Raw genomic sequence first — 21,581 nt, 5'->3', positions numbered from 1 at the left:
GACCGCATTTCCCGGGCATGCGACTGATTGCCCTTTGTCTTGCCCTGCTTGCCGCCCCGGTTCAGGCCGACCCCATGGTGGCGGCTGGCGCGCCGGGCGCGGTGCTGCTGATGCGCCACGCGACCGCCCCGGGCACGGGTGATCCACCGACCATGCGACTGGGCGACTGCGCCACCCAGCGCAATCTCTCTGACGCGGGGCGGGCCGAGGCGCGGGCCATCGGCGCGCGCCTCAGCGCCGCAGGGATCGGCTTTGACCGCATCCTGACCTCGGAATGGTGCCGCACGACCCAGACGGCAGACCTGCTGGGCCTTGGGCCGGTGACACCCTTTCCGCCAGCGAACTCGTTCTTCTCGGATCGGTCGGAAGCGGACCGCCAGACCGCCGAGGTTCTGGCCTACATCGCTGCGCTGCCCGAGGGGGAGCGTGTTCTGATCGTGACCCACCAGGTCAACATCACCGCCCTGACCGGGATAGTGCCCCGCTCGGGCGAGATCGTGATCACCCGCCGCACCGGCGCCGGGCTGGAGGTTGTGGATCGCCTGGCCCCGGAATGAAAACAGGGGCCGAAGCCCCTGATCCCGTTAGTCTTTTCGTGATGCGCGCTTGCGCTCGTTCGGGTCCAGCTCGCGCTTGCGCAGGCGGATGATCTTGGGCGTGACCTCGACCAATTCGTCGTCGTCGATATAGGCGATCGCCTCTTCCAGGCTCATCTTGATGTGCGGCGTCAGGCGGACCGCCTCATCCGTGCCCGAGGCCCGGACGTTGGTCAGCTTCTTGCCCTTCAGCGGGTTCACTTCCAGATCGTTGTCGCGGGAGTGTTCGCCGATGATCATGCCGACATAGACCTGCTCTTGCGGGCCGATGAACATGCGACCGCGGTCCTCGAGGTTCCACAGGGCATAGGCGACCGACACACCGCTTTCGGTGCTGATCAGCACGCCCTGGCGGCGGCCCTGGATCGGGCCCTTGTGCGGCGCCCAGCCGTGGAAGATGCGGTTCAGGACGCCCGTGCCGCGCGTGTCGGTCAGGAATTGGCCCTGATAGCCGATCAGCCCGCGCGAGGGGACATGGGCAATGATCCGGGTCTTGCCGACGCCGGCCGGCTTCATCTCGACCAGCTCGCCCTTGCGTTCGCCGGTCAGCTTGTCGATGACCGCGCCCGAGTATTCGTCGTCCACGTCAACGATGACTTCCTCGATCGGCTCGTGCCGGGTGCCGTCGATTTCCTGCATGATGACGCGGGGGCGCGAGATGGAAAGCTCAAACCCTTCGCGGCGCATGTTCTCGATCAGGACGCCCATCTGAAGTTCGCCACGGCCCGAGACCTCGAACGCCTCGCCGCCGGGGGTGTCGGCGACCTTGATCGCGACGTTGACCTCGGATTCCTTCATCAACCGGTCGCGGATGACGCGGGACTGGACCTTGCTGCCATCACGGCCCGCCAGGGGCGAGTCGTTGATGCCGAAGGTGACGGTGATGGTCGGCGGGTCGATGGGCTGGGCGGGGAGCGCGGTATCCACCTCCAGCGCGCAAAGGGTGTCGGCAACGGTGGCCTTGGTCATGCCCGCGAGGGTCACGATGTCGCCCGCGACGGCCTCGTCGATCGGCTGCTGCGACAGGCCCCGGAACGCCAGGATCTTGGTCACGCGGAACTGCTCGATCCGGTCGCCGGTGCGGGACAGGGCCTTCAGGGTGGTGCCGGTGCCAATGCGGCCGGATTCGACGCGCCCGGTCAGGATGCGACCCAGGTAGGGGTCGGCGGACAGGGTGGTCGCCAGCATCGAGAACGGCTCGTCCACCCGGGCCAGCACCTTCGGGGCCGGGACGTGGCGCACGATCAGATCGAAGAGCGCCGACAGGTCCTTGCGCGGGCCGTCCAGCTCATTGTCGGCCCAGCCGGCGCGGCCCGAGGCGTAGACATGCGGGAAATCCAGTTGCTCGTCGGTGGCGCCAAGGTTGGCGAAAAGGTCAAAGACCTCGTTCAAGGCGCGGTCGGGTTCGGCGTCGGGCTTGTCGACCTTGTTCAGGACCACGATGGGACGCAGGCCCAGGGCCAGCGCCTTGGTCAGCACGAACTTGGTCTGCGGCATCGGGCCTTCGGCGGCGTCGACCAGCAGGCAGACCCCGTCCACCATCGACAGGATCCGCTCCACCTCGCCGCCGAAGTCGGCGTGGCCGGGCGTGTCGACGATGTTGATCCGGGTCGAATGCCACTCGACCGAGGTACACTTGGCCAGGATGGTGATCCCGCGTTCGCGTTCGATGTCGTTGCTATCCATCGCCCGTTCGGAAACGGCCTGGTTGTCGCGGAAGGCCCCCGACTGTTTCAGAAGCTCGTCCACGAGGGTGGTCTTGCCGTGGTCGACGTGGGCGATGATCGCGATGTTTCGCAGTTCCATGGGGTCCGGGTCCTATTGGGTTGGCGCGGCCTTACAGGGTTTTCCGGCCTCTGGCCAGAGGGGGCGCGGTGTCCACGGTGGACAGCCTGGGCGGCGATCGGAAAATCAATGACTTGGGCGCGGGCGTTAACGATCTGGCAAGGGTTCAGGTCGCCACATAGCGGTCGCGGCGGTGGTTGATGGCGATCACCAGGTTCACCACCAGCGCACCCAGGAAGCTGATCAGCACCAGGCGCGGCTCGATCACCAGGAAGGCTGCGGCGAAAAGGACGGCGTCAAAGCCAAGCTGCACCCAGCCCGCCCGCCAACCCAGCCGGTCCTGCAGCATCAGGGCAACGATGCCAATCCCGCCCAGGCTGGCCCCGTGCCGGAACAACGCCAGAAGCGCCGAGCCCGAGAGAAACCCGAAGAGCACCACCCCCACCCAGGGGTTCAGCGTCGCAAAGCTGACCTGCCCCGGCAGCCATTGGCTGAGCGCGGACAGAAGCCCCACCGCAAGGAAGGTCTTGACCGTAAAACGCCAGCCCATCCGCAGATAGCCCAGCACATAGAAGGGCAGGTTGATCGCAAAGAACACCGGCCCGAACCCCCAGCCCGTCGCATAGGAGATCAGGACGGCCAGCCCCGCCGTCTGGCCGGTGACCAGGCCCAGATGCGTGAGGATCACGATGCCAAAGGCCGCCATGGTGGCGCCATAGGCGATGCCCTGGGCATCCTCGATCAGCGTATGGCGTGCGGTGTCGGTCATGGTGCAGCGGGTTAGCGCAAAGCCGCGCGGGCCGGAAGTGCCGACGAATTTTCTGCGAAAATTCGGTCCTCTGCTGGCAGCATGTCAGGCAGCAACATAGCGGTCGCGCCGGTGATTGGCGGCCAGGAACAGGGCAAAGACGGCCGCGCCAAGCGCACTGTAGGCCAGCTTGTCCCAGGGCAGGATCAGCGCGGCCGCCGCGAAGATCAGCGCATCCGAGATCAGCTGCGCATGGCCCGCCTTGAAGCCGGTACGGTCCTGCAACTCGATCCACAGGACCGAAAGCCCGCCGAAACTGCCGCCATGCCGGATCGCGGCCAGGGCGGCGATGCCGAACAGGAGGCCGAAAATGACGGCGGCAAGGGCGGGTTCGATCCGGCCAAGTTCGATCCAGTTGGGCAGCACCGCGACGAGGGCCGACAGGGCGGCGGTGATGAGCAGGGTTTTCAGCGCAAATCGCGCGCCCATCCGGCGCCAGGCGATGGCCAGGAACGGCAGCGACACGGCAAAGTAGACCGCCGGGAAGGGCAGGCCGGTCAGATGCGCGATCAGCACGGCAAGGCCGGTGGTCTGCCCGGTGACAAAGCCCATATGGGTCAGGATGTGGATGCCCAGCCCGGCCATGGTGACGCTGAACGCGATGCCCTGGGCATCATCAAGGGCCGTATGCCGGGCCGACGGAACTGCAAGTAACGCGCTGCTGTCGGACATCGGTGCCCCCGGGGATGGCTGGTTCAATGGGTCATATATGCTGACTTAATATAAGTCAACAGGTATGACGTTTCCGGGCCTGCCCTGGCCTGGAACGCCATGGCGGCGAGCGCGGTTTGGACCCCGTGCTGGACGCCGGTCGGTCCATTGCGAAAAAAACTTCGTGCTGCGGTGAAACTCTGGCCTGCATCGCCTCGTAACTCCACCATGGGTTGCAAAGCGCAGCCCAAGGTTGCAGTCCCGGAGCGACGACATCGCCGTGACCTTCGCGATCTTCGCTTCAGGCAGACGGGGCCTGCACGCCAAACCGAGTCTGCGACGGAGGGAATGGCATGTTTTACACCTACAGCGAACCGCGGGGTGCGGCAGGACTTGGGCAGCCTTCGATGCGGGGGCAGGTGGCCGGTCGGCTCCTGGTCCTGGCGCTGCTGGTTGGGCCTGCTCCGGCAGTGGCCCTGAACCTTGGCGGCAGTGGGCTTGGTGTCGGGGTCGATGTCAGTCTGGGCGGCGGTGGCATCGGCGTCGGGGTTGATGTCAGCACGGGTAGTGGCGGGATCGGCGTCGATGTTGGCATCGGCGGCTCGGGCGGTGGTTCGGGTGGGTCTGGCGGTGGAAATGGCGGAGGATCGGGTGGCGGGTCTGGTGGTGGAACTGGCGGAGGTTCGGGCGGTGGCGGCGCTGGGGGTGGCGGCTCGGGTGGCGGTACGGGGGGTGGCGCGACTGGCTCCGACGACGACACGCCACGCGCAGGCGCCGTGGTCTCGCGTCGGGCGGGCGGGGGTGGCCTTGCGTGCGCCCGCGACGGCAACGAGACGGCCTATAACGGCTTTGTCGTCCGCGCCAAAGACGGCGAGCGCATCGGCTGGGTCCATGCGGCGACCGTCACGCCGGAAGGCCGGATCGTCGCGCTGCGGCTGCAGTCCGAGGGCAGCGCCTGCTACCGCCTGAGCGGAGCCGGCCTGCGCATCGGCAGCGGCGAAGTCTGGACCAGTGCCGACAGGGACGCATTCCGTTGAATGGCAAGGGCCCGACCGCATGACGGCGGGCCCTGATGCAGGGGCGTAGGGTGGGCGATCCGCCCACCCTTGGGCCGTCAGCCCACCAGCGCCTTGTTCAGGTATTCGTCGACCTTTTCCAGGTAACCCATCGTGGTCAGCCATTTCTGATCCGGCCCGACCAAAAGCGCCAGGTCCTTGGTCATCCAGCCATCCTCGACCGTGTCGACGGTCACCTTCTCCAGCGTGGTGGCAAAGTGCATCAGCGCCTCGTTCCCGTCCAGCGTCGCGCGGTGCTTCAGGCCCCCGGTCCAGGCGTAGATCGACGCGATGGAGTTGGTCGAGGTCTGCTTGCCCTTCTGATGCTCGCGGTAGTGGCGGGTGACGGTGCCGTGGGCGGCCTCGGCCTCGACCACCTTGCCATCGGGCGTCATCAGGACCGAGGTCATCAGGCCCAGCGAGCCGAAGCCCTGCGCCACGATGTCGGACTGCACGTCGCCGTCATAGTTCTTGCAGGCCCAGACATAGCCGCCCGACCATTTCAGCGCCGAGGCGACCATGTCGTCGATCAGCCGGTGTTCATAGGTGATGCCGGCGGCCTTGAAACCTTCGGCGAATTCGGCGTCGAAGACCTGCTGGAAGATGTCCTTGAAGCGGCCGTCATAGGCCTTGAGGATCGTGTTCTTCGTGGACAGATAGACCGGGACCTTGCGCATCAGGCCATAGTTCAGCGAGGCGCGGGCAAAGTCGGTGATGCTGTCGTCAAGGTTGTACATGCCCATGTAGACGCCAGCGGAGGGGGCGGTGTAGACGTCCCGCTCGATCACCGTGCCGTCGTCGCCGACGAACTTCATCGTCAGCTTGCCCTTGCCGGGGAAGCGGAAGTCGGTCGCGCGGTACTGATCGCCAAAGGCGTGGCGGCCGACGATGACGGGCTGGGTCCAGTGTGGCACCAGGCGGGGGACGTTCTTGCAGATGATCGGCTCGCGGAAGATCACGCCGCCCAGGATGTTGCGGATCGTGCCGTTGGGCGATTTCCACATCTGTTTCAGGCCGAATTCCTCGACCCGCTGCTCATCCGGGGTGATCGTCGCGCATTTGACGCCGACGCCGTGCTTCTGGATCGCATGGGCCGCATCCACGGTGATCTGGTCGTTGGTGCGGTCGCGCTCTTCGATCCCGAGGTCGTAGTACTGCAGGTCGATGTCGAGATAGGGCAGGATCAGCTTCTTCTTGATGAAGTCCCAGATGATCCGGGTCATCTCGTCGCCGTCGAGTTCAACGACGGGGTTGGCTACCTTGATCTTCGACATGCGCGCCTCCTCGGGGATTCGGGTGGCGGCGTGATAGCCCAAAACCGGGGGCTTGGGAAGGACGGTATGCGATTGTATACCGAAATGCCGCAGCCCAGCCGGACCCGCTCGTCGATGACTTCGTCACTCCTCGCTGCGGGCCTCGCTGCGGAGCGGTTCCGACGAGAAGACGAAGTCGCACGAGGAGGTTATCCGAACCAGGGGCGGACCTTGTCGCGGACCCAGTCCCATAGCGCCGGTGCGCCCTTGGCGATCTTGACGCCGACGCGGGCCTCAAGCTGGTCGAAGGTCACGTTATAGCTGGCCCAGGTGCCGCCACCCGACATCAGGTTGGCCATGACCGGCTGCACCCGGTCCAGCGACTTGGCGAAGCGGGCGTCGGGGGTTTCGGCGCCTTCGAACTCTTCCCACAGGGCGCGGAGATTGTCGCGCAGGTCGGCGGGCAGCAAGCCGAAGATGCGGTCGGCGGCGCGGGCCTCGGCGGCTTGGGTTTCCGCACTCGCATGGGCCTGTCCGTTCTGCGAGTGGATCGGCACGTCGCCCACGTCGATCTCGACAAGATCGTGGATCAGCAACATGCGGATCACCCGGTTGATGTCCACGCCCGGCCCGGCCTGATCGGCCAGCACCAGCGCGTAAAGCGCCAGGTGCCAGGAGTGTTCGCCCGAATTCTCGGCGCGGGCGCCGTCGACCGTGGTCGTCGCGCGCATCACGTGTTTCAGGCGGTCGGCCTCGTTCAGAAAGGCGAACTGGGCTTCCAGCCGGTCGGTCACGCTGTCAATGACCCATGCCGCCAAAGTCGATCGGGGCCACCGGTTCCGCTTCGACCTCGCCGCGCTTGGCGGCAAGGGCCTGGTTCAGGAAGTCGCGCCCCCGGCGTTCGGCCAGCCGGACGCGGATCGAGGTCATGTAGGCCTCTTGAAAGGTGGGCGAGGCGGCCATCAGCACCTTTGCCACCTTCTCGAAGAACCGGTCGTCGCCCAGTTCGGACTCGGCCGCCAGCACATCGTCGGCCAGTTTGTCCGCCATGTCCTGCAAAGTGCTCATCAGCGGCTGGCCTCCGTCATCCTCCGGCGGACATAGTCGGAAACCGTCTGGATCATCGGCTTCATATGCGCCTCTTCGTCCTTGAAGAAGTGATCGGCCCCTTCGACCTCGGCATGGGTGATGGTGATGCCCTTCTGCTCGTGCAGCTTGCCAACCAGGGTCTTGGTGTCCTTCGGCGGGGCGACCTTGTCGGCGGTGCCGTTGATGATCAGCCCGGAGGAAGGGCAGGGGGCGAGGAACGAGAAGTCATACAGGTTCGCCGGCGGCGCGACCGAGACGAAGCCGGTGATTTCCGGCCGCCGCATCAGCAGCTGCATCCCGATCCAGGCCCCGAAGCTGAACCCCGCCACCCAGCAATGCTTGGCGTTCTGGTTCATCGCCTGCAGGTAGTCCAGCGCCGAGGCGGCATCGGAAAGCTCGCCAATCCCCTGGTCATACTCGCCCTGGCTGCGCCCCACGCCGCGGAAGTTGAACCGCAGGACAGTGAAGCCCAGATTGTAGAAGGCGTAGTGCAGGTTGTAGACGACCTTGTTGTTCATCGTCCCGCCATAGGCAGGGTGCGGATGCAGCACGATCGCGATCGGCGCGTCGCGTTCCTTCTGCGGGTGGTAGCGGCCTTCCAGGCGTCCGTCCGGACCGGCAAAGATAACCTCGGGCATGGGCCTCTTCTCATGCGGGAGCGTGCGGTTTCTTGACGCTTTCGCTCGGATAAAATAGAACCATTCTAAAGACGGCCGGGCCGCCTGTTCGAGGGGTCCGGTTTCAGGTAATGCTCGCCGGGCGCGCCGTCAATCGGCTTGGCGTCTGCATCTTTGCCAGGGAGCGGCGGATGAAGCTATCTACTAAGGGTCGCTATGCGATGGTGGCGCTGGCCGATCTGGCGCTGGCCGAGGCAAGGTCGGGCGGCGACGACCTGGTATCGCTGGCCGCGATCTCGAAGCGGCAGGACATCAGCCTGCCCTATCTGGAGCAGCTCTTCGTCAAGCTGCGCCGCGCCGGCCTGGTCGAGGCGGTGCGTGGTCCGGGGGGCGGCTACAAGCTGGCGAAAAGCCCCGACCAGATCCGCATCTCCGACGTGATGCAGGCGGTGGAAGAGACGGTGGATGCGATGCACACCGGGGCAGGGGCCAGCGGCGGGCTGTCGGGCACGCGGGCGCAGTCGTTGACCAACCGGCTGTGGGAAAGCCTGTCGGCCAATGTCTATGTCTTTCTGCATCAGGTGCGTCTTTCGGACGTCGTGAAGAACGACCTGACGCCCTGCCCGGCGGTGCCAAGCCTGTTCCGCGTGGTGGACGAGGAATGAAAGCGCAGCGCCTCTGGCCGGCCCCGGAGGGTTTCACACCCTCCGGACCTCCCGTGGGATATTTTGAGAAGAGAAAGCCATGGTAGGGCGGCTTTACCTGGACTGGAATGCAACCGCGCCGCTGCGGCCCGAGGCCAAGGCCGCGATGGTTGCGGCGATGGAGGTGGTGGGCAACCCCTCGTCCGTCCATGCCGAGGGGCGGGCGGCCAAGGCGCTGATGGAGAAGGCGCGCGGCCAGATCGCGGCGGCCTTGGGGGCAGAGGGGGCGGATATCGTCTTTACCTCGGGCGCGACCGAGGCGGCGGCGCTGGCCTGCGCGGGACGGGGGCTGACTTGCGCGTCGGTCGAGCATGATGCGGTGGCGGCCTGGTGTGATGCTGCGCTGGCGGTGGATGCGCAGGGTCGCGTGGGCGTGCCCGATCCGGGGCGGGCGGCGCTGCAACTGGCGAATTCCGAGACCGGGGTGATGCAGGACCTGCCGCCGGGCGTCGCGGTCAGCGACCTGACGCAGGCCTTCGGCAAGGTGCCGCTGGCGTTCAACTGGCTGGGCTGCGACATGGGTTTGGTCAGCGCACACAAGCTGGGCGGGCCAAAGGGGATCGGCGCGCTGGTGCTGCGGCGGGGGCTCGACCTGGCGTCGCAGTTGAAGGGCGGCGGGCAGGAGATGGGGCGCCGGGCGGGGACCGAGAACCTGATCGGCATCGCCGGATTTGCGGCCGCGGCCGAGGCGGCGCAGCGCGATGTCGCCAACGGGGTCTGGGACGAGGTCGCCGAGATTAGAAATATTCTAGAATCAGAGTTGTCCGCCGGGCCGAATGAAACTATTTCCGTCGGGAATGGTTCACCGCGTTTGCCGAACACTCTATGCCTGATCGCGCCGGGCTGGAAAGGCGAGACGCAGGTGATGGCGATGGACCTTGCCGGCTTTGCGGTTTCGGCCGGGTCGGCCTGTTCCAGCGGGAAGGTGCGCGCCAGCCGCGTGCTGACCGCGATGGGGTATGACGAGGCCCTGGCGGGCCAGGCGATCCGGGTCTCGATCGGGCCCGGGGTGACAAAGGACGATGTGGGACGGTTCGGCAAAGCCTGGACCGCCGCCTATGCCCGGGCCCGCGCCCGGGCGGCATGAAGGAGAAGGCCGATGACTGCCGTTTTGGATACCGTCGACGGAACCGAGGTGCGCGAAGGCGTGGACCGCGAGACGATTGAGACCGTCCAGGCGATGGCCGGCAAGTACAAGTATGGCTGGGAAACCGACATCGAGATGGACTATGCCCCGAAGGGCCTGTCCGAGGATATCGTCCGCCTGATCAGCCAGAAGAACGGCGAGCCGGAGTGGCTTCTGGACTGGCGGCTGGCGGCCTATCGGCGCTGGGTGAACCTGGAAGAGCCGCGCTGGGCGATGCTGAACTATCCCGAGATCGACTATCAGGACCAGTTCTACTACGCGACGCCGAAGAGCATGGCCAAGAAGCCGAAGTCGCTGGACGAGGTCGATCCGAAGCTCTTGGCGACCTATGCCAAGCTGGGGATTCCCTTGAAGGAACAGATGCTTCTGGCCGGCGTCGAAGGTGACGCCGAGCCGCGCAAGGTGGCGGTGGATGCCGTCTTTGACAGCGTGTCGGTGGGCACCACCTTCAAGGCCGAACTGGCCAAGGCCGGGGTGATCTTCTGTTCCATCTCCGAGGCCGTGCGCGAACATCCCGAACTGGTGAAGCAATACCTTGGGTCGGTCGTGCCGCCGTCGGACAACTTCTTTGCCACGCTGAACAGCGCCGTGTTCTCGGACGGGTCCTTCGTCTACATCCCCAAGGGCGTGCGCTGCCCGATGGAGCTGTCGACCTATTTCCGCATCAACGCCGAGAACACCGGGCAGTTCGAACGCACCCTGATCGTCTGCGACGAGGGCGCCTATGTCAGCTACCTGGAAGGCTGCACCGCACCTAAGCGTGACACCAACCAGTTGCACGCCGCGGTCGTGGAAATCGTGATCCTGAAGGACGCCGAGGTCAAGTACTCCACCGTCCAGAACTGGTATCCGGGCGACGAGAACGGGGTTGGCGGGATCTACAACTTCGTCACCAAGCGCGCCGATTGCCGCGGCGACCGGGCCAAGGTGATGTGGACGCAGGTCGAAACCGGGTCGGCGATCACCTGGAAATACCCGTCCTGCATCCTGCGGGGGGATGATTCACAGGGCGAGTTCTACTCGATCGCCATCGCCAACAACGCCCAGCAGGCCGATACCGGGACCAAGATGATCCACCTGGGCAAGCGGACGAAGTCGCGGATCGTGTCCAAGGGCATCAGCGCGGGCCGGGCGCAGAACACCTATCGGGGGCTGGTCTCGATGCACCCGAAGGCCAAGGACAGCCGCAACTACACGCAGTGCGATAGCCTGTTGATCGGCGACAAGTGCGGCGCACATACCGTGCCCTACATCGAGGTCCGCAACAACTCTTCCCGGGTAGAGCATGAAGCGACCACCTCCAAGGTGGACGACGACCAGCTTTTCTATTGCCGCAGCCGTGGCATGGACGAAGAAGAAGCCGTCGCCCTTGTGGTGAACGGGTTCTGCAAAGAGGTCCTGCAGGCCCTGCCGATGGAATTCGCGATGGAGGCCCAAAGCCTGGTCGCGATCAGCCTGGAAGGAAGCGTGGGGTGACCGAAGGGGCGACGACCGGACGCAAGCGCCGAGGGCTGTTTGTCTCGCCGTTGGCGCATGTGGTGCGCACGACGGTCCATGGCGAGCCGATCTTCTTCACCGTGAACAACCCGCGCGATTCGATCCAGCGCTGCCATCTGGACGGCAATTTCTACGAGCCGGAAGAACTGGCGATCATCGCCCGGCACTTTCCGCTGGGCGGCAGCTTTCTGGACATCGGCACCAATGTCGCCAACCACACGATCTATGTGGCCAAGTTCCTGCATGCCTCGCGCATCGTCTGCATCGAGCCGAACCCCCCGGCGATCGAGCTTCTGGAAAGCAATGTCTGGCTGAACGGTCTGACCAAGGTGGTCGACGGCAGCTACCTCGGCATCGGCCTGTCGGACCATGCGCAAGAGAATGTCGGCCTGACCTATCGCCCGCGCAACCTGGGCGGGGCGCGGGTCGTGGCGGACGAAGGCGTGATCCGGCTGGAGCGGGCCGACAGCCTGTTGGCAGGTCAGCGGTTCGATTTTGTGAAGATTGACGTCGAAGGTATGGAATTGGCAGTGCTTTCCGGGATGGCCGGCCTTTTGGCGCAGCACCGCCCGAAGATGTTCATCGAGGTCGACAACACCAATGCGGCCGGTTTCGAAGCCTGGCTTGCCGAGGCCCGCTATCAGGTGCTTGAGCGGTTCAAGCGCTATCGGGCCAACGTCAACTACCTTGTAGCCCCGGTGCAATGACACCCGCCGCCAGCCCTGACGCGGCCAGAGTCGTGCCGAGCCATGCCATGAAAAGAGCGATCTGATGCCTGGTTCCCTGAGTGCCCCGCGGACTGACCGCACCGTGCTCATCTCGTCGATGCGCAACGAGGGGCCGTTCCTTCTGGAATGGGTCGCCTATCATCGTGCCATCGGGTTCGACCGGATCATCATCGCCTACAACGACTGCACCGATGGGTCGGAAGAGCTGTTGAAGGCGCTTGAGGGTGTCGGCTGGATCGAGGCGATCGCAAACCCGATCACGCCCGAACAGGTGCCGCAATACGAGGCTGGCAAGCGACTGCTGGAACATGCCAAGTTCGCCGACGGCGACTGGGTGCTGTGGCTGGATGCCGACGAATTCCTGAATATCCATGTGGACGGCCATCGGCTGCCCGATCTGATTTCGGCCCTGGGCGATGCCTCTGGCCTGCTGGTCAACTGGCGCATCTTCGGGGACGGCGACGGCCGGTTCGAGGGCCGGTTTCTGGCCGAACCCTTCGTCATGGCGGCCTCGCCCAAGCGCGATCTGAACGAATTTGTCAAAACGCTCTTCCGGTTCGGCCCGCATATCGAACGGCTTGATATCCACCGCCCGATCATTCGCAAGGCCGGCGACTACAAGGGCATGACCTTCCTGTGCGGGACGGGTGCGGAGATCAGGCCCGGCATGTGGCACGCCTGGCGGTGGTTCTCGGGTCATGCGCCCAAGGCGCGGGTCACCCCGGGCGAGGTCGGTTGGACGCTGGCCCAGGTCAACCACTATGCCGTGCGCGACCGCACGTGCTTTGGCCTCAAGCAGTTGCGGGGCAGGGGCTACAAGGCGAACAAGGGCAACAACAATCGTCACACCGACGATTACTGGGCCACGCACAATCTGAACGACGAGCGGGATGTCACGATCCTGCGCCACGCCAAGCGGGTGCAGGCCGACATTGCCAAGATCATGAAAGACCCAAGCGTCGGAAAGGCGATGGATTTGGTGCAGGAACGCATGGCAGCCGCAGTAAAGACCCTGTCGGAAAACACCGAGAAAGCCGCCAGCAACGAGCCGGACTTCGTCCTGACGCTGCCGGCCGAGGAGGCCGAGTTTCTGAGGGCGCAATATGCGGCGGCCTCGACGATCCTGGAATACGGCAGCGGTGGGTCGACCCGGCTGGCCGCCGATCTTGGCAAGCGCGTGATCAGCGTGGAAAGCGACAAGGGCTGGGCGCACCGGCTGGCGGCGGCGCTGGGCAAGGTCTCTGACCAGGCGCAGGTTCACCATGTGGATATCGGGCCGACCAAGGAGTGGGGACATCCCGCGACGGCCAGGTTCTTCCAGCGCTTCCCGCTTTACGCGCTTTCCGTCTGGGACCGCCCCGATCTGGGCGACCCGGATGTCGTGCTGATTGACGGTCGGTTCCGCAAGGCCTGCCTGGCGGCGGTCCTGATGCGGGCGCGGCGGCCGACGACGGTGCTTTTCGACGATTACGTCGAACGCAAATACTATCACGGGGTCGAAAATCTGGCCCGCAAGGACGGGGTGGTGGGCCGGATGGCGCGCTTTACCGTCACACCGGGCCCGATCCCGCCCGAAATGCTTACCCAGGTCATCGGCTGGTTCCACGACCCGCGCTGATCGGACGAAAGGAAAAGAAAAATGCTGGAAATCAAGAACCTGCACGTCAAACTTGAAGAAGAGGACAAGGTGATCCTCAAAGGCGTCGACCTGAAGATCGGCCCGGGCGAGGTGCATGCCATCATGGGGCCGAACGGGTCGGGCAAGTCGACGCTGTCCTATGTGCTGGCTGGCCGTGACGGCTATGAGGTCACCGAAGGCTCGGCTATGCTTGAGGGGCAGGAACTTCTGGAGATGGAGCCGGAAGAGCGTGCGGCGGCGGGCCTCTTCCTGGCCTTCCAGTATCCGGTCGAAATCCCGGGCGTCGGCAACATGACCTTCCTGCGCACCGCGGTGAACGCGCAGCGCAAGGCCCGCGGCGAGGACGAGGTCAGCGCGGCCGAGTTCCTGAAACTGGTGCGCGAAAAGGCCAAGACGCTGAAGATCGACGCCGAGATGCTGAAGCGTCCGGTCAATGTCGGCTTTTCGGGTGGCGAGAAGAAGCGCAACGAAATCCTGCAGATGGCCATGCTGGAACCCCGCATGTGCATCCTGGACGAGACCGACTCGGGCCTGGATGTGGATGCGATGAAGCTGGTCTCGGACGGGGTGAACGCGCTGCGCGACGCGGGGCGGTCCTTCCTGGTCATCACGCACTATCAGCGGCTGCTGGACCATATCAAGCCGGACGTGGTGCATATCATGGCGGCGGGCCGGATCATCAAGACCGGCGGGCCGGAACTGGCGCTGGAGGTCGAGACCAACGGGTACGCCGATATCCTGAGCGAGGTGGGCTGATGGCATTGCCGAAGGTCAAGGAAGACGCGCTGACGGCGCGGCTTGCCGCCCTGCCGGCACTGGCGGGCAAGGGCTGGCTTGGGGCCGCGCGGGCCGAGGCGCAGGGGCGGCTTGCCGCCATGGGCCTGCCCTCGCGGCGTGACGAATACTGGCGCTACACCGATCCCGCCAGCCTGGTCGCGGCCGAGGCGGTCCCGGCCGCCGACTTCCATCCTGGCGACGAGGCGCCGGCCTTTGACGCGATCGACCGGCTGAAGCTGGTCTTTGTCGATGGCGTCTTTGACCCCGCCCAGTCCGACGACCTGGCCCTGGCCGGGGTCGAGATCGAGCGTCTGGCCCAGGCCGGCGCGGCCGATATTCATTGGGCGCAGGGCCTTTACGGCGTGCTGGAGGCGCGGGGCCAGACCCCGGTCCAGCGGCCCCTGGCGGCGCTGAACTCGGCCCATGCGACGGATGGGCTTTTGATCCGGGTGACGGGTCGGGCGGCACGGCCCATCGCGCTGATTTATGCCCATGAATCAAAGACCTCTGATGCAATGCTCCACCATTGCGTGAAGGTCGAGGCGGGGGCCGAGCTGACGCTGCTGGAAAGCGGCCCGGGCGCTGCACGCTTCACCAAGGTGCTGGAGGTCGAGGTGGCCGAAGGCGCGCAGTTTCACCATATCCGGGTGCAGGGCCGCGACCACGAACGGCGCGCCGCGACGCATGTCTTTGCCCGCCTTGGCGCGAGGGCCGAGTTCCGCAGCTTTACCCTGACCGCGAATGGCCGCCTGACCCGCAACGAGGCGGTGCTGGAACTTGCCGGACCCGACGCCCGCGCCCATGTGGCCGGGGCGGCTGTGGGCGACGGCGATTTCCACCATGACGACACCGTCTTTGTCACCCATGCCGCCGCGGCCTGCGAAAGCCGTCAGGTGTTCAAGAAAGTGCTGATGAACGGGGCGACAGGGGTTTTCCAGGGCAAGATCCTGGTCAAGCCCGGCGCGCAAAAGACCGACGGCTATCAGATCAGCCAAAGCCTGCTTCTGGACGAGGACAGCCAGTTCCTCGCCAAGCCCGAGCTGGAGATCTACGCCGACGACGTGAAGTGCAGCCACGGCTCTACTTCGGGGGCGATCGACGAAACCGCGCTCTTTTACCTGCAATCGCGCGGCGTGCCGCGCAAGGCGGCGCAGGGCCTGCTGGTCCTGGCCTTTCTGGCCGAAGCGATCCAGGAAATCGCCGACGAGACCATCGCCGACGACATCCGCGGCCGGCTGGAAGGCTGGCTGGCCCGCCACGCCTCCAAGGGATCGGCATGAGCGTTTCGACCGAACTGGTCTCGACCTGGACCGCTCCGCGCAAGGCGGTGCGGCGTCACCTGGCGCGCGGCCGGTCCGAACCTTTTGCCTTCACGCTGCTGCTGGTCTTTCTGATCCTGGCCTTTGTCGGCCAATGGCCCACCGCCGCGCGCGAGGCGCATTTCGCCGGCGATGCCTCGGCCGCGCCGCGTATCCTGGCGCGGGCGCTGGCGGTCTTGGCAACCTTGCCGCTTTGGTATGGGCTGGCGGCACTCAGCCACCTGGTCTCGCGCGCCCTGGGCGGGCAGGGGACGTGGTATGGCGCGCGGATCGCGCTCTTCTGGGCTTTGGCCAGCGTCGGGCCGCTGATGCTGTTGCAGGGGCTGGTCTCCGGCATGATCGGCCCCGGTCCGGCGCTGTGGTCGGTGACCGTTGTGGTCGGGGTCGCCTTCCTGTGGTTGTGGCTGACCATGCTGCACGAAGTTGAGAAGGGACCCCAGCCATGACCGGCCTGCCTGCCCGCATTCTTGAGCTTGTGGGCCTTTCCCTGCGCGACCCCCGGGCCGGGCTGCGGGCGCTGCAGGCCGAACAGGTGCCGCTGGCCGCCCGGTCGGCGGGGCTGCTGCTGATGGCGGTCCTGTCCACGATCCTGTTGCAGGCGGGCTTTGTCCTGGCCCCGCCCGGACCGGATCCGGTGGCGATTTTCCTGGCGCAAAGCCCGTTCCAGACGGCGGTCGTGCAATGGCTGGTGCTGATCCTGTCGGCGGTCCTGATCTTCCGCGTCGGCCGCGCCTTTGACGGGCATGGCAGCCTGGCCGATGCGATCCTGGTCGTGGTCTGGCTGCAACTTGTCATGCTGGGCGTGCAACTGCTGCAACTGACCGCCTTCCTGTTGGTGCCGCCCCTTGGCGGGCTGCTCGGCATCATCGGTTTCGGCGTATTCCTGTGGCTCTCGGTCAACTTCATCGCCGAGTTGCACGGTTTCCGCTCGCTGGGCCTGGTGTTCCTGGGCATGTTCCTGACCGCCCTGGCCGCAGTCTTTGCGGTGGCCGTGATCCTGAGCTTCCTCTTCGGGCCGGAGGCCCTGACCAATGTATGACGTCCGCAAAGTCCGCGAAGATTTCCCGATCCTCAAGCGGCAGGTGAACGGTAAGCCCTTGGTTTATCTGGACAACGGCGCCAGCGCGCAGAAGCCGCAAGTGGTGATCGACGCGGTGACGCAGGCCTATTCCCAGGAATATGCCAACGTCCACCGGGGCCTGCACTACCTGTCCAACCTCGCGACCGAGAAATACGAAGCCACCCGCGGCATCCTTGCCCGCTTCCTGAACGCTGCGTCCGAGGAAGAGATCGTCTTTACCACCGGCACGACCGAGGCGATCAACCTGGTCTCCTACGCCTGGGCCGCGCCGCGCCTGCAGCCCGGCGACGAGATCGTGCTGTCGGTGATGGAGCATCACGCCAACATCGTGCCCTGGCACTTCCTGCGCGAAAGGCAAGGCGTGGTGCTGAAATGGGTCGAGGTGGACGCGAACGGCGATCTTGATCCGCAGGCGGTGATCGACGCGATCGGACCCCGGACGAAGCTGGTTGCCGTGACCCACATGTCCAACGTGCTGGGCACCGTGGTCGATGTGGCCGCGATCTGCCGTGGCGCGCGCGAAAAGGGTGTGCCGGTCCTGGTCGATGGCAGCCAGGCGACCGTGCATATGCCGGTCGACGTGCAGGCCATCGGCTGCGACTTCTATGCGATCACCGGGCACAAGCTTTACGGCCCCTCAGGCTCGGGCGGGATCTACATCCGGGCCGAGCGGCAGGCCGAGATGCGTCCCTTCCTGGGCGGCGGCGACATGATCCGCGAGGTGACGCGCGATGCTGTCACCTGGAACGACCCGCCGATGAAGTTCGAGGCCGGCACCCCCGGCATCGTCCAGCAGATCGGCCTTGGCGTGGCGCTGGACTATCTGATGGGTCTGGGCATGGCCAATGTCGCCGCGCATGAGCGGACCTTGCGCGACTATGCCCGCGCGCGGCTGGCGGGGCTGAACTGGTTGCATGTGCAGGGCAATTCTGCGGCCAAGGGGGCGATCTTCTCGTTCACCATGGAAGGCGCGGCCCATGCGCATGACATCTCGACCATCCTGGACAAGCGCGGGATTGCCGTGCGGGCTGGTACGCATTGCGCGATGCCGCTGATGCAGACGCTGGGGATCACCGCCTCGTGCCGGGCGTCCTTCGGGCTTTACAACACGGTGGACGAGGTTGACGCCCTGGTCAGTGCGCTGGAGCTTGCGCACGAGCTGTTCGCCTAAGCCGCGCCCGGGGCCCTGCGGCCCCGGGACGGTCGTTCAGAATTTCCACTTCATCCCGATGACTGCGGCCTGGTCGGTCACCCCGGCGCGGTTGCCGTAGTTTTCTGCGTGGACCAGTTCCAGCAGGAACTCGGACGCGTCGCCCATCGGCATCTGATAGCTGATCGACAGGTCGACCTGCCGTTCGGTCGGGGCCAGGTCCAGCGCCAGGCTGCGCATCTCGGACCGGCCGGCACCCAGGGCGACCGGGACATCCATCACCGCTTCGCCCGAACTGACCGCGATGGGCATCGACACGCCGACCGAAAGCCGGTCGTCGCGGGCAAAGACGTTGCGACCGCCCAGGTCGAGGCTGATGCTGTCAAACCGCGCGGTCGAGACGCGCGACATCGCCGTGGGCGTGGCAAGGTCGGCCATCCCCATCTCGCCGGTCAGCGCGAAAAAGCCGCCGTTGCCCAGGTCATGCGACAGGCTGACCGTAACGGCCGCCATCGTGGCCCCGCCCCCGGTGGCATCGGAAAAGCCCATCAGGCTGCCGTCATCCCGCGCCAGTTTCAGGCCCAGGTCCAGGTTCAGCACCCCCTCCGCCACGCGGCGCGACAGGGCGACCCCATAGCTGTCATCCCCCCCAAGCATAACCGAAGCCGAGGCGCCGCCGTCCGGCGTTGTCATCTCCATCGCATGGCCGGCAAATGCCTCAAAGCTCCGCGCCAGCGGATTCACCGGTGCGGTGCGGGCGGCGGCCAGGTCCCGATGCATCGCCCGCGTGGCCCGGGTCTCGGCCAGCGGCAGGGGGGCGGCCTCGGTGGCAAAGGACTTGGCGGCCACGGCAAAGCCGGCCCCCAGCTGGTCCTTGGCTGCAAGGTTCACGCCCTCCAGCCCACGCGCCATCGCATCGCCCATCGCCCCGCCGGTGGAAAACGCCATGTCCTCCGTCGCGACTTCGCGTCCGTCGGCCATCGCGAACCGGGTGGCCCCGATCGGCCGTAGCGCCGCCTCGATGTCCAGGAAGCCATGGCCGTATGTTACCGAATAGCCCTTGATGAAACCGTCGGCCAGTTCGACGGTCGCGTCGGGGGTGAAGAAATCATCCTCTGCCGATGCAAGGAGTCGGATCCGCAATTCATGCGGGCTGAGATCCGGGAAAGCCTCTGCCAGCAATGCCAGCGCGCCCGCGACTTGCGGTGCGGCAAAGGAAGTCCCAGTGGTGGGCGCATAGTCCGACCCGCCGCCGGTGGCCGCGTTCCAAGTGCCGTCCGCGACCAGACACCAGCGCGCGGCTTCCCAACAAGCGTTTGATACCAGGTGAACACCCGTCACCTCTGTGCCGTTCAACGTCGGCACGCCGTTCATCACGGCAAGCCAGCCCGCCTCCAGCGTGTTGCGCAGCCAAGGCAGGCCGTCCATCAGGCCGGCGTTCTGCAGTTTGATGTTCGAGCCTGCAAAGACCACGACGCCATAGGCGGCATAGGCATCCAGCGCGGCCAGGTAGGCCTGTCCGTCCGGACCGTAGTTGAAGGCATCGTTAAACCCGGTCTGATCCAGACCAATCGTGGTATACCCCCAGGAGTTGTTCCAGGCCACTGCACGATTATTCAGTGCAATCTGGCCCATGGCCGTCAAGGCCGGGTCCAAAAGGAAGTCGCCCGCCAGCAGGCTTGCGCCCGGGGCCGTGCCGATGAAATCGTCGGAGTTCCCGGCGATGACCGAGGCGACGGCTGTTCCGTGTTCGTCCCGCAGGTTTGAGGTGCTGAACACGCTGACGCGGCCGGCAAGGCTGTCATGGGTAAAGGAGACCGCGCTGTCCGACATGGCAACGACCTGACCGCGTCCGGTGATGCCCGCCGCATGGGCCACGACCGCCCGAGAGCTGCGCAGGGGATCCTGTGTCGCGGAATTCGGAACGGCAGAGTCAAAGTTCTGCTGCAGCCAAGCTATCGACACCGGCGTGTTTTGATACTTGGGCAGGTCCAAAAGGTCCGCCACATCGTCAGCCAGGCTGGGCAGGAAGGTAACGCCGCTGACCAGAACGAGAGCCGACACCGGGTCCGGTGCGTCGAAATCCGGCAGATAGGCAAGGAAGGGGTTCTCGACTGCGCTACCGTCGCCGCCCCCGCACCCGGCGACCAGCGCCAGGCAGGAGAGCGACGTCAGGGCCGCAGCCAGCCGGCGGCGGCGCGGGCGGGGGAAGAGTCTCGGGGCCGGGGTCGCGGGGCGCTTGGTCACAGTCGGGAACCTCACAAAAGCGTTATGCCGGCACTCCACCTGCCGGCGCAGATTCGGTCAATCCCCGGCATAATCCATGGCAGAGGTTTCTTGCGCGGCACTCACCCAATGCGGGAAACGCCGGCAGTCGTCCCTTTGCCGTTGAAACCCGTCGCGCCATCCGCTAAGGACACGCGCAGGCACCCATAGCTCAGCTGGATAGAGCGTTGCCCTCCGAAGGCAAAGGTCGCACGTTCGAATCGTGCTGGGTGCGCCAGCCCCTTCCGCCCTTTCCGGCCCGCGCCGTCCGGCCCGGCCCGCCCGACGGGCACGCCTGATCTTGGACCCGACCTTGCCGCCATTGGCCCGAATAGCCGCCGGCCTTGCCCTTGGAACCCTTGGCGGGGGCGTCTTTTACCTCATGGCGCTGCCCTTGCCCTGGATGCTGGGGGCGCTGTTCGTCACCATGGCGGCCTCGGTCGCGGGGTTGCCGGTCCAGGGACCGGCGCGCCTGCGACCCGTCATCGTGGCGATCATCGGCGTGCTTCTCGGCTCGCGCTTCACCCCGGATGTGATGGGACAGGTGGGCGAGATGCTGGCGACGCTGGCGATCCTGCTTGTCTATCTTGCCGTGGTGGCCGTCGTGGTCGTGCCGTTCTACCGCTATGTCGGGCGACAGGACTGGACCACGGCCTACTTCGCCGGCATGCCCGGCGGCCTGTCCGAGATGATCGAGTTCGGCGAGGCGCGGGGTGCCAATGTCCCGGCCATCGTGCTGGCCCATTCGCTGCGCATCGTCGTGACCATCGCGCTGATGGCCTTCCTGTTCCGTGTCGTCCTGGGCCATGACGTGGGGGCGGCGGCGCAGGGGCCGGGGGCGGCGCTGGGGCTGGTGGATGCCGCGATCCTGACCGCCTCGGCCGTGCTGGGCGCGCTATTCGGCAGTTGGGCAAGACTGCCCGCGCCGACCTTTCTGGGCCCGCTGATCCTGTCGGCTGCGGTGCATCTGGCGGGCCTGACCGAAAGCGCGCCGCCGACCCTTCTGGTCAACGCCGCGCAGGTGGTGCTGGGCACGATCCTGGGCTGCCGCTTCCTGGGCATCGCGCCGGTCATGCTGGCGCGGGCGGGGCTGCTCAGCCTTGGGTCCACCCTTCTGACCCTGGCCTTGGCGCTGGTGGCAGGGCTGGCGATGGGGCGGGCGGCCGGGGTGGGGCTGGACCAGGCGCTTTTGGCCCTGGCACCCGGCGGGCTGACCGAGATGGGCCTGATCGCGCTGGCGATCCAGGCCGACGTGGCCTTTGTGGCGCTGCACCATGTCGCCCGCATCCTTCTGGTGCTGGTCCTGGCGCCCATGGTGGCGCGCTTCCTGCCCGGCGACCGCTGACCCCCGACCGCTGACCCCCAACTGAACGAAGGGCAGGGGTCTTGTCTTCTTGCAAATGCTTCTCATTTACATTCT

21 protein-coding genes and 1 tRNA gene are annotated in these 21,581 nt (G+C 65.9%); 14 read left to right on the top strand and 8 right to left on the bottom strand.

All coding sequences use genetic code 11. The features are described 5' to 3' along the window. Positions 1-17: 17 nt before the first annotated feature. Entirely contained in the window at positions 18-557 is a 540-nt protein-coding gene (locus CXR42_RS04710; protein WP_103256313.1) for a histidine phosphatase family protein, read from the top strand. Between the two features lie 27 nt (positions 558-584). Here the strand turns inward: CXR42_RS04710 and typA are convergent, their stop codons facing one another. The 3 genes from typA to CXR42_RS04695 all read right to left on the bottom strand — a co-directional run bounded on the left by typA (position 585) and on the right by CXR42_RS04695 (position 3,861). After that, on the bottom strand, positions 585-2,402 hold the full coding sequence (typA, locus tag CXR42_RS04705; protein WP_103256312.1) for a translational GTPase TypA: 1,818 nt from the start codon (positions 2,400-2,402) through the stop codon (positions 585-587). 145 nt (positions 2,403-2,547) lie between these two features. Next, entirely contained in the window at positions 2,548-3,150 is a 603-nt protein-coding gene (locus tag CXR42_RS04700) for a YitT family protein (RefSeq protein WP_103256311.1), read from the bottom strand. A gap of 84 nt (positions 3,151-3,234) precedes the next feature. Continuing rightward, the gene (locus tag CXR42_RS04695; RefSeq protein WP_103256310.1) at positions 3,235-3,861 is read right to left on the bottom strand and encodes a YitT family protein; all 627 of its coding nucleotides are present in this window, start codon (positions 3,859-3,861) and stop codon (positions 3,235-3,237) included. Between the two features lie 332 nt (positions 3,862-4,193). On the opposite strand from CXR42_RS04695, the gene CXR42_RS19460 reads away from it, so the two are divergent. Beyond that, positions 4,194-4,877, top strand: a complete 684-nt coding sequence (locus CXR42_RS19460; RefSeq protein ID WP_103256309.1) for a hypothetical protein — start codon at positions 4,194-4,196, stop codon at positions 4,875-4,877. A 77-nt stretch (positions 4,878-4,954) separates the two neighbouring features. Here CXR42_RS19460 and CXR42_RS04685 read toward each other — a convergent pair whose 3' ends face one another. The 4 genes from CXR42_RS04685 to CXR42_RS04670 all read right to left on the bottom strand — a co-directional run bounded on the left by CXR42_RS04685 (position 4,955) and on the right by CXR42_RS04670 (position 7,875). Beyond that, complete coding sequence (locus CXR42_RS04685) at positions 4,955-6,169, bottom strand: NADP-dependent isocitrate dehydrogenase (RefSeq protein WP_103257025.1); 1,215 nt, start codon at positions 6,167-6,169, stop codon at positions 4,955-4,957. 188 nt (positions 6,170-6,357) lie between these two features. Next, entirely contained in the window at positions 6,358-6,942 is a 585-nt protein-coding gene (locus tag CXR42_RS04680) for an HD domain-containing protein (protein WP_103256308.1), read from the bottom strand. A 4-nt stretch (positions 6,943-6,946) separates the two neighbouring features. Further along, a complete protein-coding gene (locus CXR42_RS04675) occupies positions 6,947-7,216 on the bottom strand; it encodes a hypothetical protein (protein ID WP_103256307.1) in 270 nt (89 codons plus the stop codon). Then, positions 7,216-7,875, bottom strand: a complete 660-nt coding sequence (locus CXR42_RS04670; RefSeq protein ID WP_103256306.1) for an alpha/beta hydrolase — start codon at positions 7,873-7,875, stop codon at positions 7,216-7,218. Before CXR42_RS04670 ends, CXR42_RS04675 begins: the two co-directional genes overlap by 1 nt. 170 nt (positions 7,876-8,045) lie before the next feature. Here CXR42_RS04670 and iscR point away from each other — a divergent pair, with 170 nt between their 5' ends. The 10 genes from iscR (at position 8,046) to CXR42_RS04620 (ending at position 17,917) form a co-directional block, all read left to right on the top strand. Continuing rightward, complete coding sequence (iscR, locus tag CXR42_RS04665) at positions 8,046-8,519, top strand: Fe-S cluster assembly transcriptional regulator IscR (protein WP_103257024.1); 474 nt, start codon at positions 8,046-8,048, stop codon at positions 8,517-8,519. A 79-nt stretch (positions 8,520-8,598) separates the two neighbouring features. Next, positions 8,599-9,645: a cysteine desulfurase family protein gene (locus CXR42_RS04660; protein WP_103256305.1), complete on the top strand. Its 1,047-nt coding sequence runs from the start codon at positions 8,599-8,601 to the stop codon at positions 9,643-9,645. 12 nt (positions 9,646-9,657) lie between these two features. Then, positions 9,658-11,181 (top strand): Fe-S cluster assembly protein SufB, encoded by a 1,524-nt coding sequence (sufB, locus tag CXR42_RS04655; RefSeq protein WP_103256304.1) that lies wholly within the window; start codon positions 9,658-9,660, stop codon positions 11,179-11,181. After that, a complete protein-coding gene (locus CXR42_RS04650) occupies positions 11,178-11,909 on the top strand; it encodes an FkbM family methyltransferase (RefSeq protein ID WP_180995964.1) in 732 nt (243 codons plus the stop codon). Before sufB ends, CXR42_RS04650 begins: the two co-directional genes overlap by 4 nt. Positions 11,910-11,973: 64 nt before the next feature. After that, positions 11,974-13,548: a glycosyltransferase family 2 protein gene (locus CXR42_RS04645; RefSeq protein ID WP_103256302.1), complete on the top strand. Its 1,575-nt coding sequence runs from the start codon at positions 11,974-11,976 to the stop codon at positions 13,546-13,548. 21 nt (positions 13,549-13,569) lie between these two features. Beyond that, positions 13,570-14,325, top strand: a complete 756-nt coding sequence (sufC, locus tag CXR42_RS04640; RefSeq protein WP_103256301.1) for a Fe-S cluster assembly ATPase SufC — start codon at positions 13,570-13,572, stop codon at positions 14,323-14,325. After that, on the top strand, positions 14,325-15,626 hold the full coding sequence (gene sufD / locus CXR42_RS04635; protein ID WP_103256300.1) for a Fe-S cluster assembly protein SufD: 1,302 nt from the start codon (positions 14,325-14,327) through the stop codon (positions 15,624-15,626). Before sufC ends, sufD begins: the two co-directional genes overlap by 1 nt. Further along, positions 15,623-16,111, top strand: a complete 489-nt coding sequence (locus CXR42_RS04630; protein WP_103256299.1) for a YIP1 family protein — start codon at positions 15,623-15,625, stop codon at positions 16,109-16,111. The genes sufD and CXR42_RS04630 overlap by 4 nt, the downstream gene beginning before the upstream one ends. Beyond that, the gene (locus tag CXR42_RS04625) at positions 16,108-16,704 is read left to right on the top strand and encodes a YIP1 family protein (protein ID WP_103256298.1); all 597 of its coding nucleotides are present in this window, start codon (positions 16,108-16,110) and stop codon (positions 16,702-16,704) included. Before CXR42_RS04630 ends, CXR42_RS04625 begins: the two co-directional genes overlap by 4 nt. Continuing rightward, on the top strand, positions 16,697-17,917 hold the full coding sequence (locus CXR42_RS04620) for a cysteine desulfurase (protein ID WP_103256297.1): 1,221 nt from the start codon (positions 16,697-16,699) through the stop codon (positions 17,915-17,917). The genes CXR42_RS04625 and CXR42_RS04620 overlap by 8 nt, the downstream gene beginning before the upstream one ends. Before the next feature lie 36 nt (positions 17,918-17,953). Here the strand turns inward: CXR42_RS04620 and CXR42_RS04615 are convergent, their stop codons facing one another. Continuing rightward, positions 17,954-20,143: a S8 family serine peptidase gene (locus CXR42_RS04615; RefSeq protein ID WP_103256296.1), complete on the bottom strand. Its 2,190-nt coding sequence runs from the start codon at positions 20,141-20,143 to the stop codon at positions 17,954-17,956. 179 nt (positions 20,144-20,322) lie between these two features. Between CXR42_RS04615 and CXR42_RS04610 the strand changes: the two genes are divergently transcribed. Both CXR42_RS04610 and CXR42_RS04605 read left to right on the top strand, forming a co-directional pair. Continuing rightward, positions 20,323-20,399, top strand: a tRNA-Arg gene (locus CXR42_RS04610). A gap of 75 nt (positions 20,400-20,474) precedes the next feature. After that, the gene (locus CXR42_RS04605) at positions 20,475-21,506 is read left to right on the top strand and encodes an AbrB family transcriptional regulator (RefSeq protein ID WP_219727918.1); all 1,032 of its coding nucleotides are present in this window, start codon (positions 20,475-20,477) and stop codon (positions 21,504-21,506) included. The last annotated feature ends 75 nt before the right edge of the window (positions 21,507-21,581 follow it).

This window comes from Tabrizicola aquatica (assembly GCF_002900975.1).
In the GTDB taxonomy this organism is placed as follows: domain Bacteria; phylum Pseudomonadota; class Alphaproteobacteria; order Rhodobacterales; family Rhodobacteraceae; genus Tabrizicola; species Tabrizicola aquatica.
Note: the sequence above shows the minus strand (reverse complement) of the source record. Positions and strands in the feature narration are given on the sequence as shown.

Excerpts from the sequence above, each read along its gene's own strand:
- CXR42_RS04675 (WP_103256307.1), bottom strand. The coding sequence starts at position 7,216 with ATGAGCACTTTGCAGGACATGGCGGACAAACTGGCCGACGATGTGCTG.
- CXR42_RS04695 (WP_103256310.1), bottom strand. The coding sequence starts at position 3,861 with ATGTCCGACAGCAGCGCGTTACTTGCAGTTCCGTCGGCCCGGCATACG.
- sufC (WP_103256301.1), top strand. The coding sequence starts at position 13,570 with ATGCTGGAAATCAAGAACCTGCACGTCAAACTTGAAGAAGAGGACAAG.
- CXR42_RS04700 (WP_103256311.1), bottom strand. The coding sequence starts at position 3,150 with ATGACCGACACCGCACGCCATACGCTGATCGAGGATGCCCAGGGCATC.
- CXR42_RS04630 (WP_103256299.1), top strand. The coding sequence starts at position 15,623 with ATGAGCGTTTCGACCGAACTGGTCTCGACCTGGACCGCTCCGCGCAAG.
- CXR42_RS04625 (WP_103256298.1), top strand. The coding sequence starts at position 16,108 with ATGACCGGCCTGCCTGCCCGCATTCTTGAGCTTGTGGGCCTTTCCCTG.
- CXR42_RS04670 (WP_103256306.1), bottom strand. The coding sequence starts at position 7,875 with ATGCCCGAGGTTATCTTTGCCGGTCCGGACGGACGCCTGGAAGGCCGC.
- CXR42_RS04620 (WP_103256297.1), top strand. The coding sequence starts at position 16,697 with ATGTATGACGTCCGCAAAGTCCGCGAAGATTTCCCGATCCTCAAGCGG.
- typA (WP_103256312.1), bottom strand. The coding sequence starts at position 2,402 with ATGGAACTGCGAAACATCGCGATCATCGCCCACGTCGACCACGGCAAG.
- CXR42_RS04710 (WP_103256313.1), top strand. The coding sequence starts at position 18 with ATGCGACTGATTGCCCTTTGTCTTGCCCTGCTTGCCGCCCCGGTTCAG.
- iscR (WP_103257024.1), top strand. The coding sequence starts at position 8,046 with ATGAAGCTATCTACTAAGGGTCGCTATGCGATGGTGGCGCTGGCCGAT.
- sufB (WP_103256304.1), top strand. The coding sequence starts at position 9,658 with ATGACTGCCGTTTTGGATACCGTCGACGGAACCGAGGTGCGCGAAGGC.
- CXR42_RS04660 (WP_103256305.1), top strand. The coding sequence starts at position 8,599 with ATGGTAGGGCGGCTTTACCTGGACTGGAATGCAACCGCGCCGCTGCGG.
- CXR42_RS04685 (WP_103257025.1), bottom strand. The coding sequence starts at position 6,169 with ATGTCGAAGATCAAGGTAGCCAACCCCGTCGTTGAACTCGACGGCGAC.
- sufD (WP_103256300.1), top strand. The coding sequence starts at position 14,325 with ATGGCATTGCCGAAGGTCAAGGAAGACGCGCTGACGGCGCGGCTTGCC.
- CXR42_RS19460 (WP_103256309.1), top strand. The coding sequence starts at position 4,194 with ATGTTTTACACCTACAGCGAACCGCGGGGTGCGGCAGGACTTGGGCAG.
- CXR42_RS04645 (WP_103256302.1), top strand. The coding sequence starts at position 11,974 with ATGCCTGGTTCCCTGAGTGCCCCGCGGACTGACCGCACCGTGCTCATC.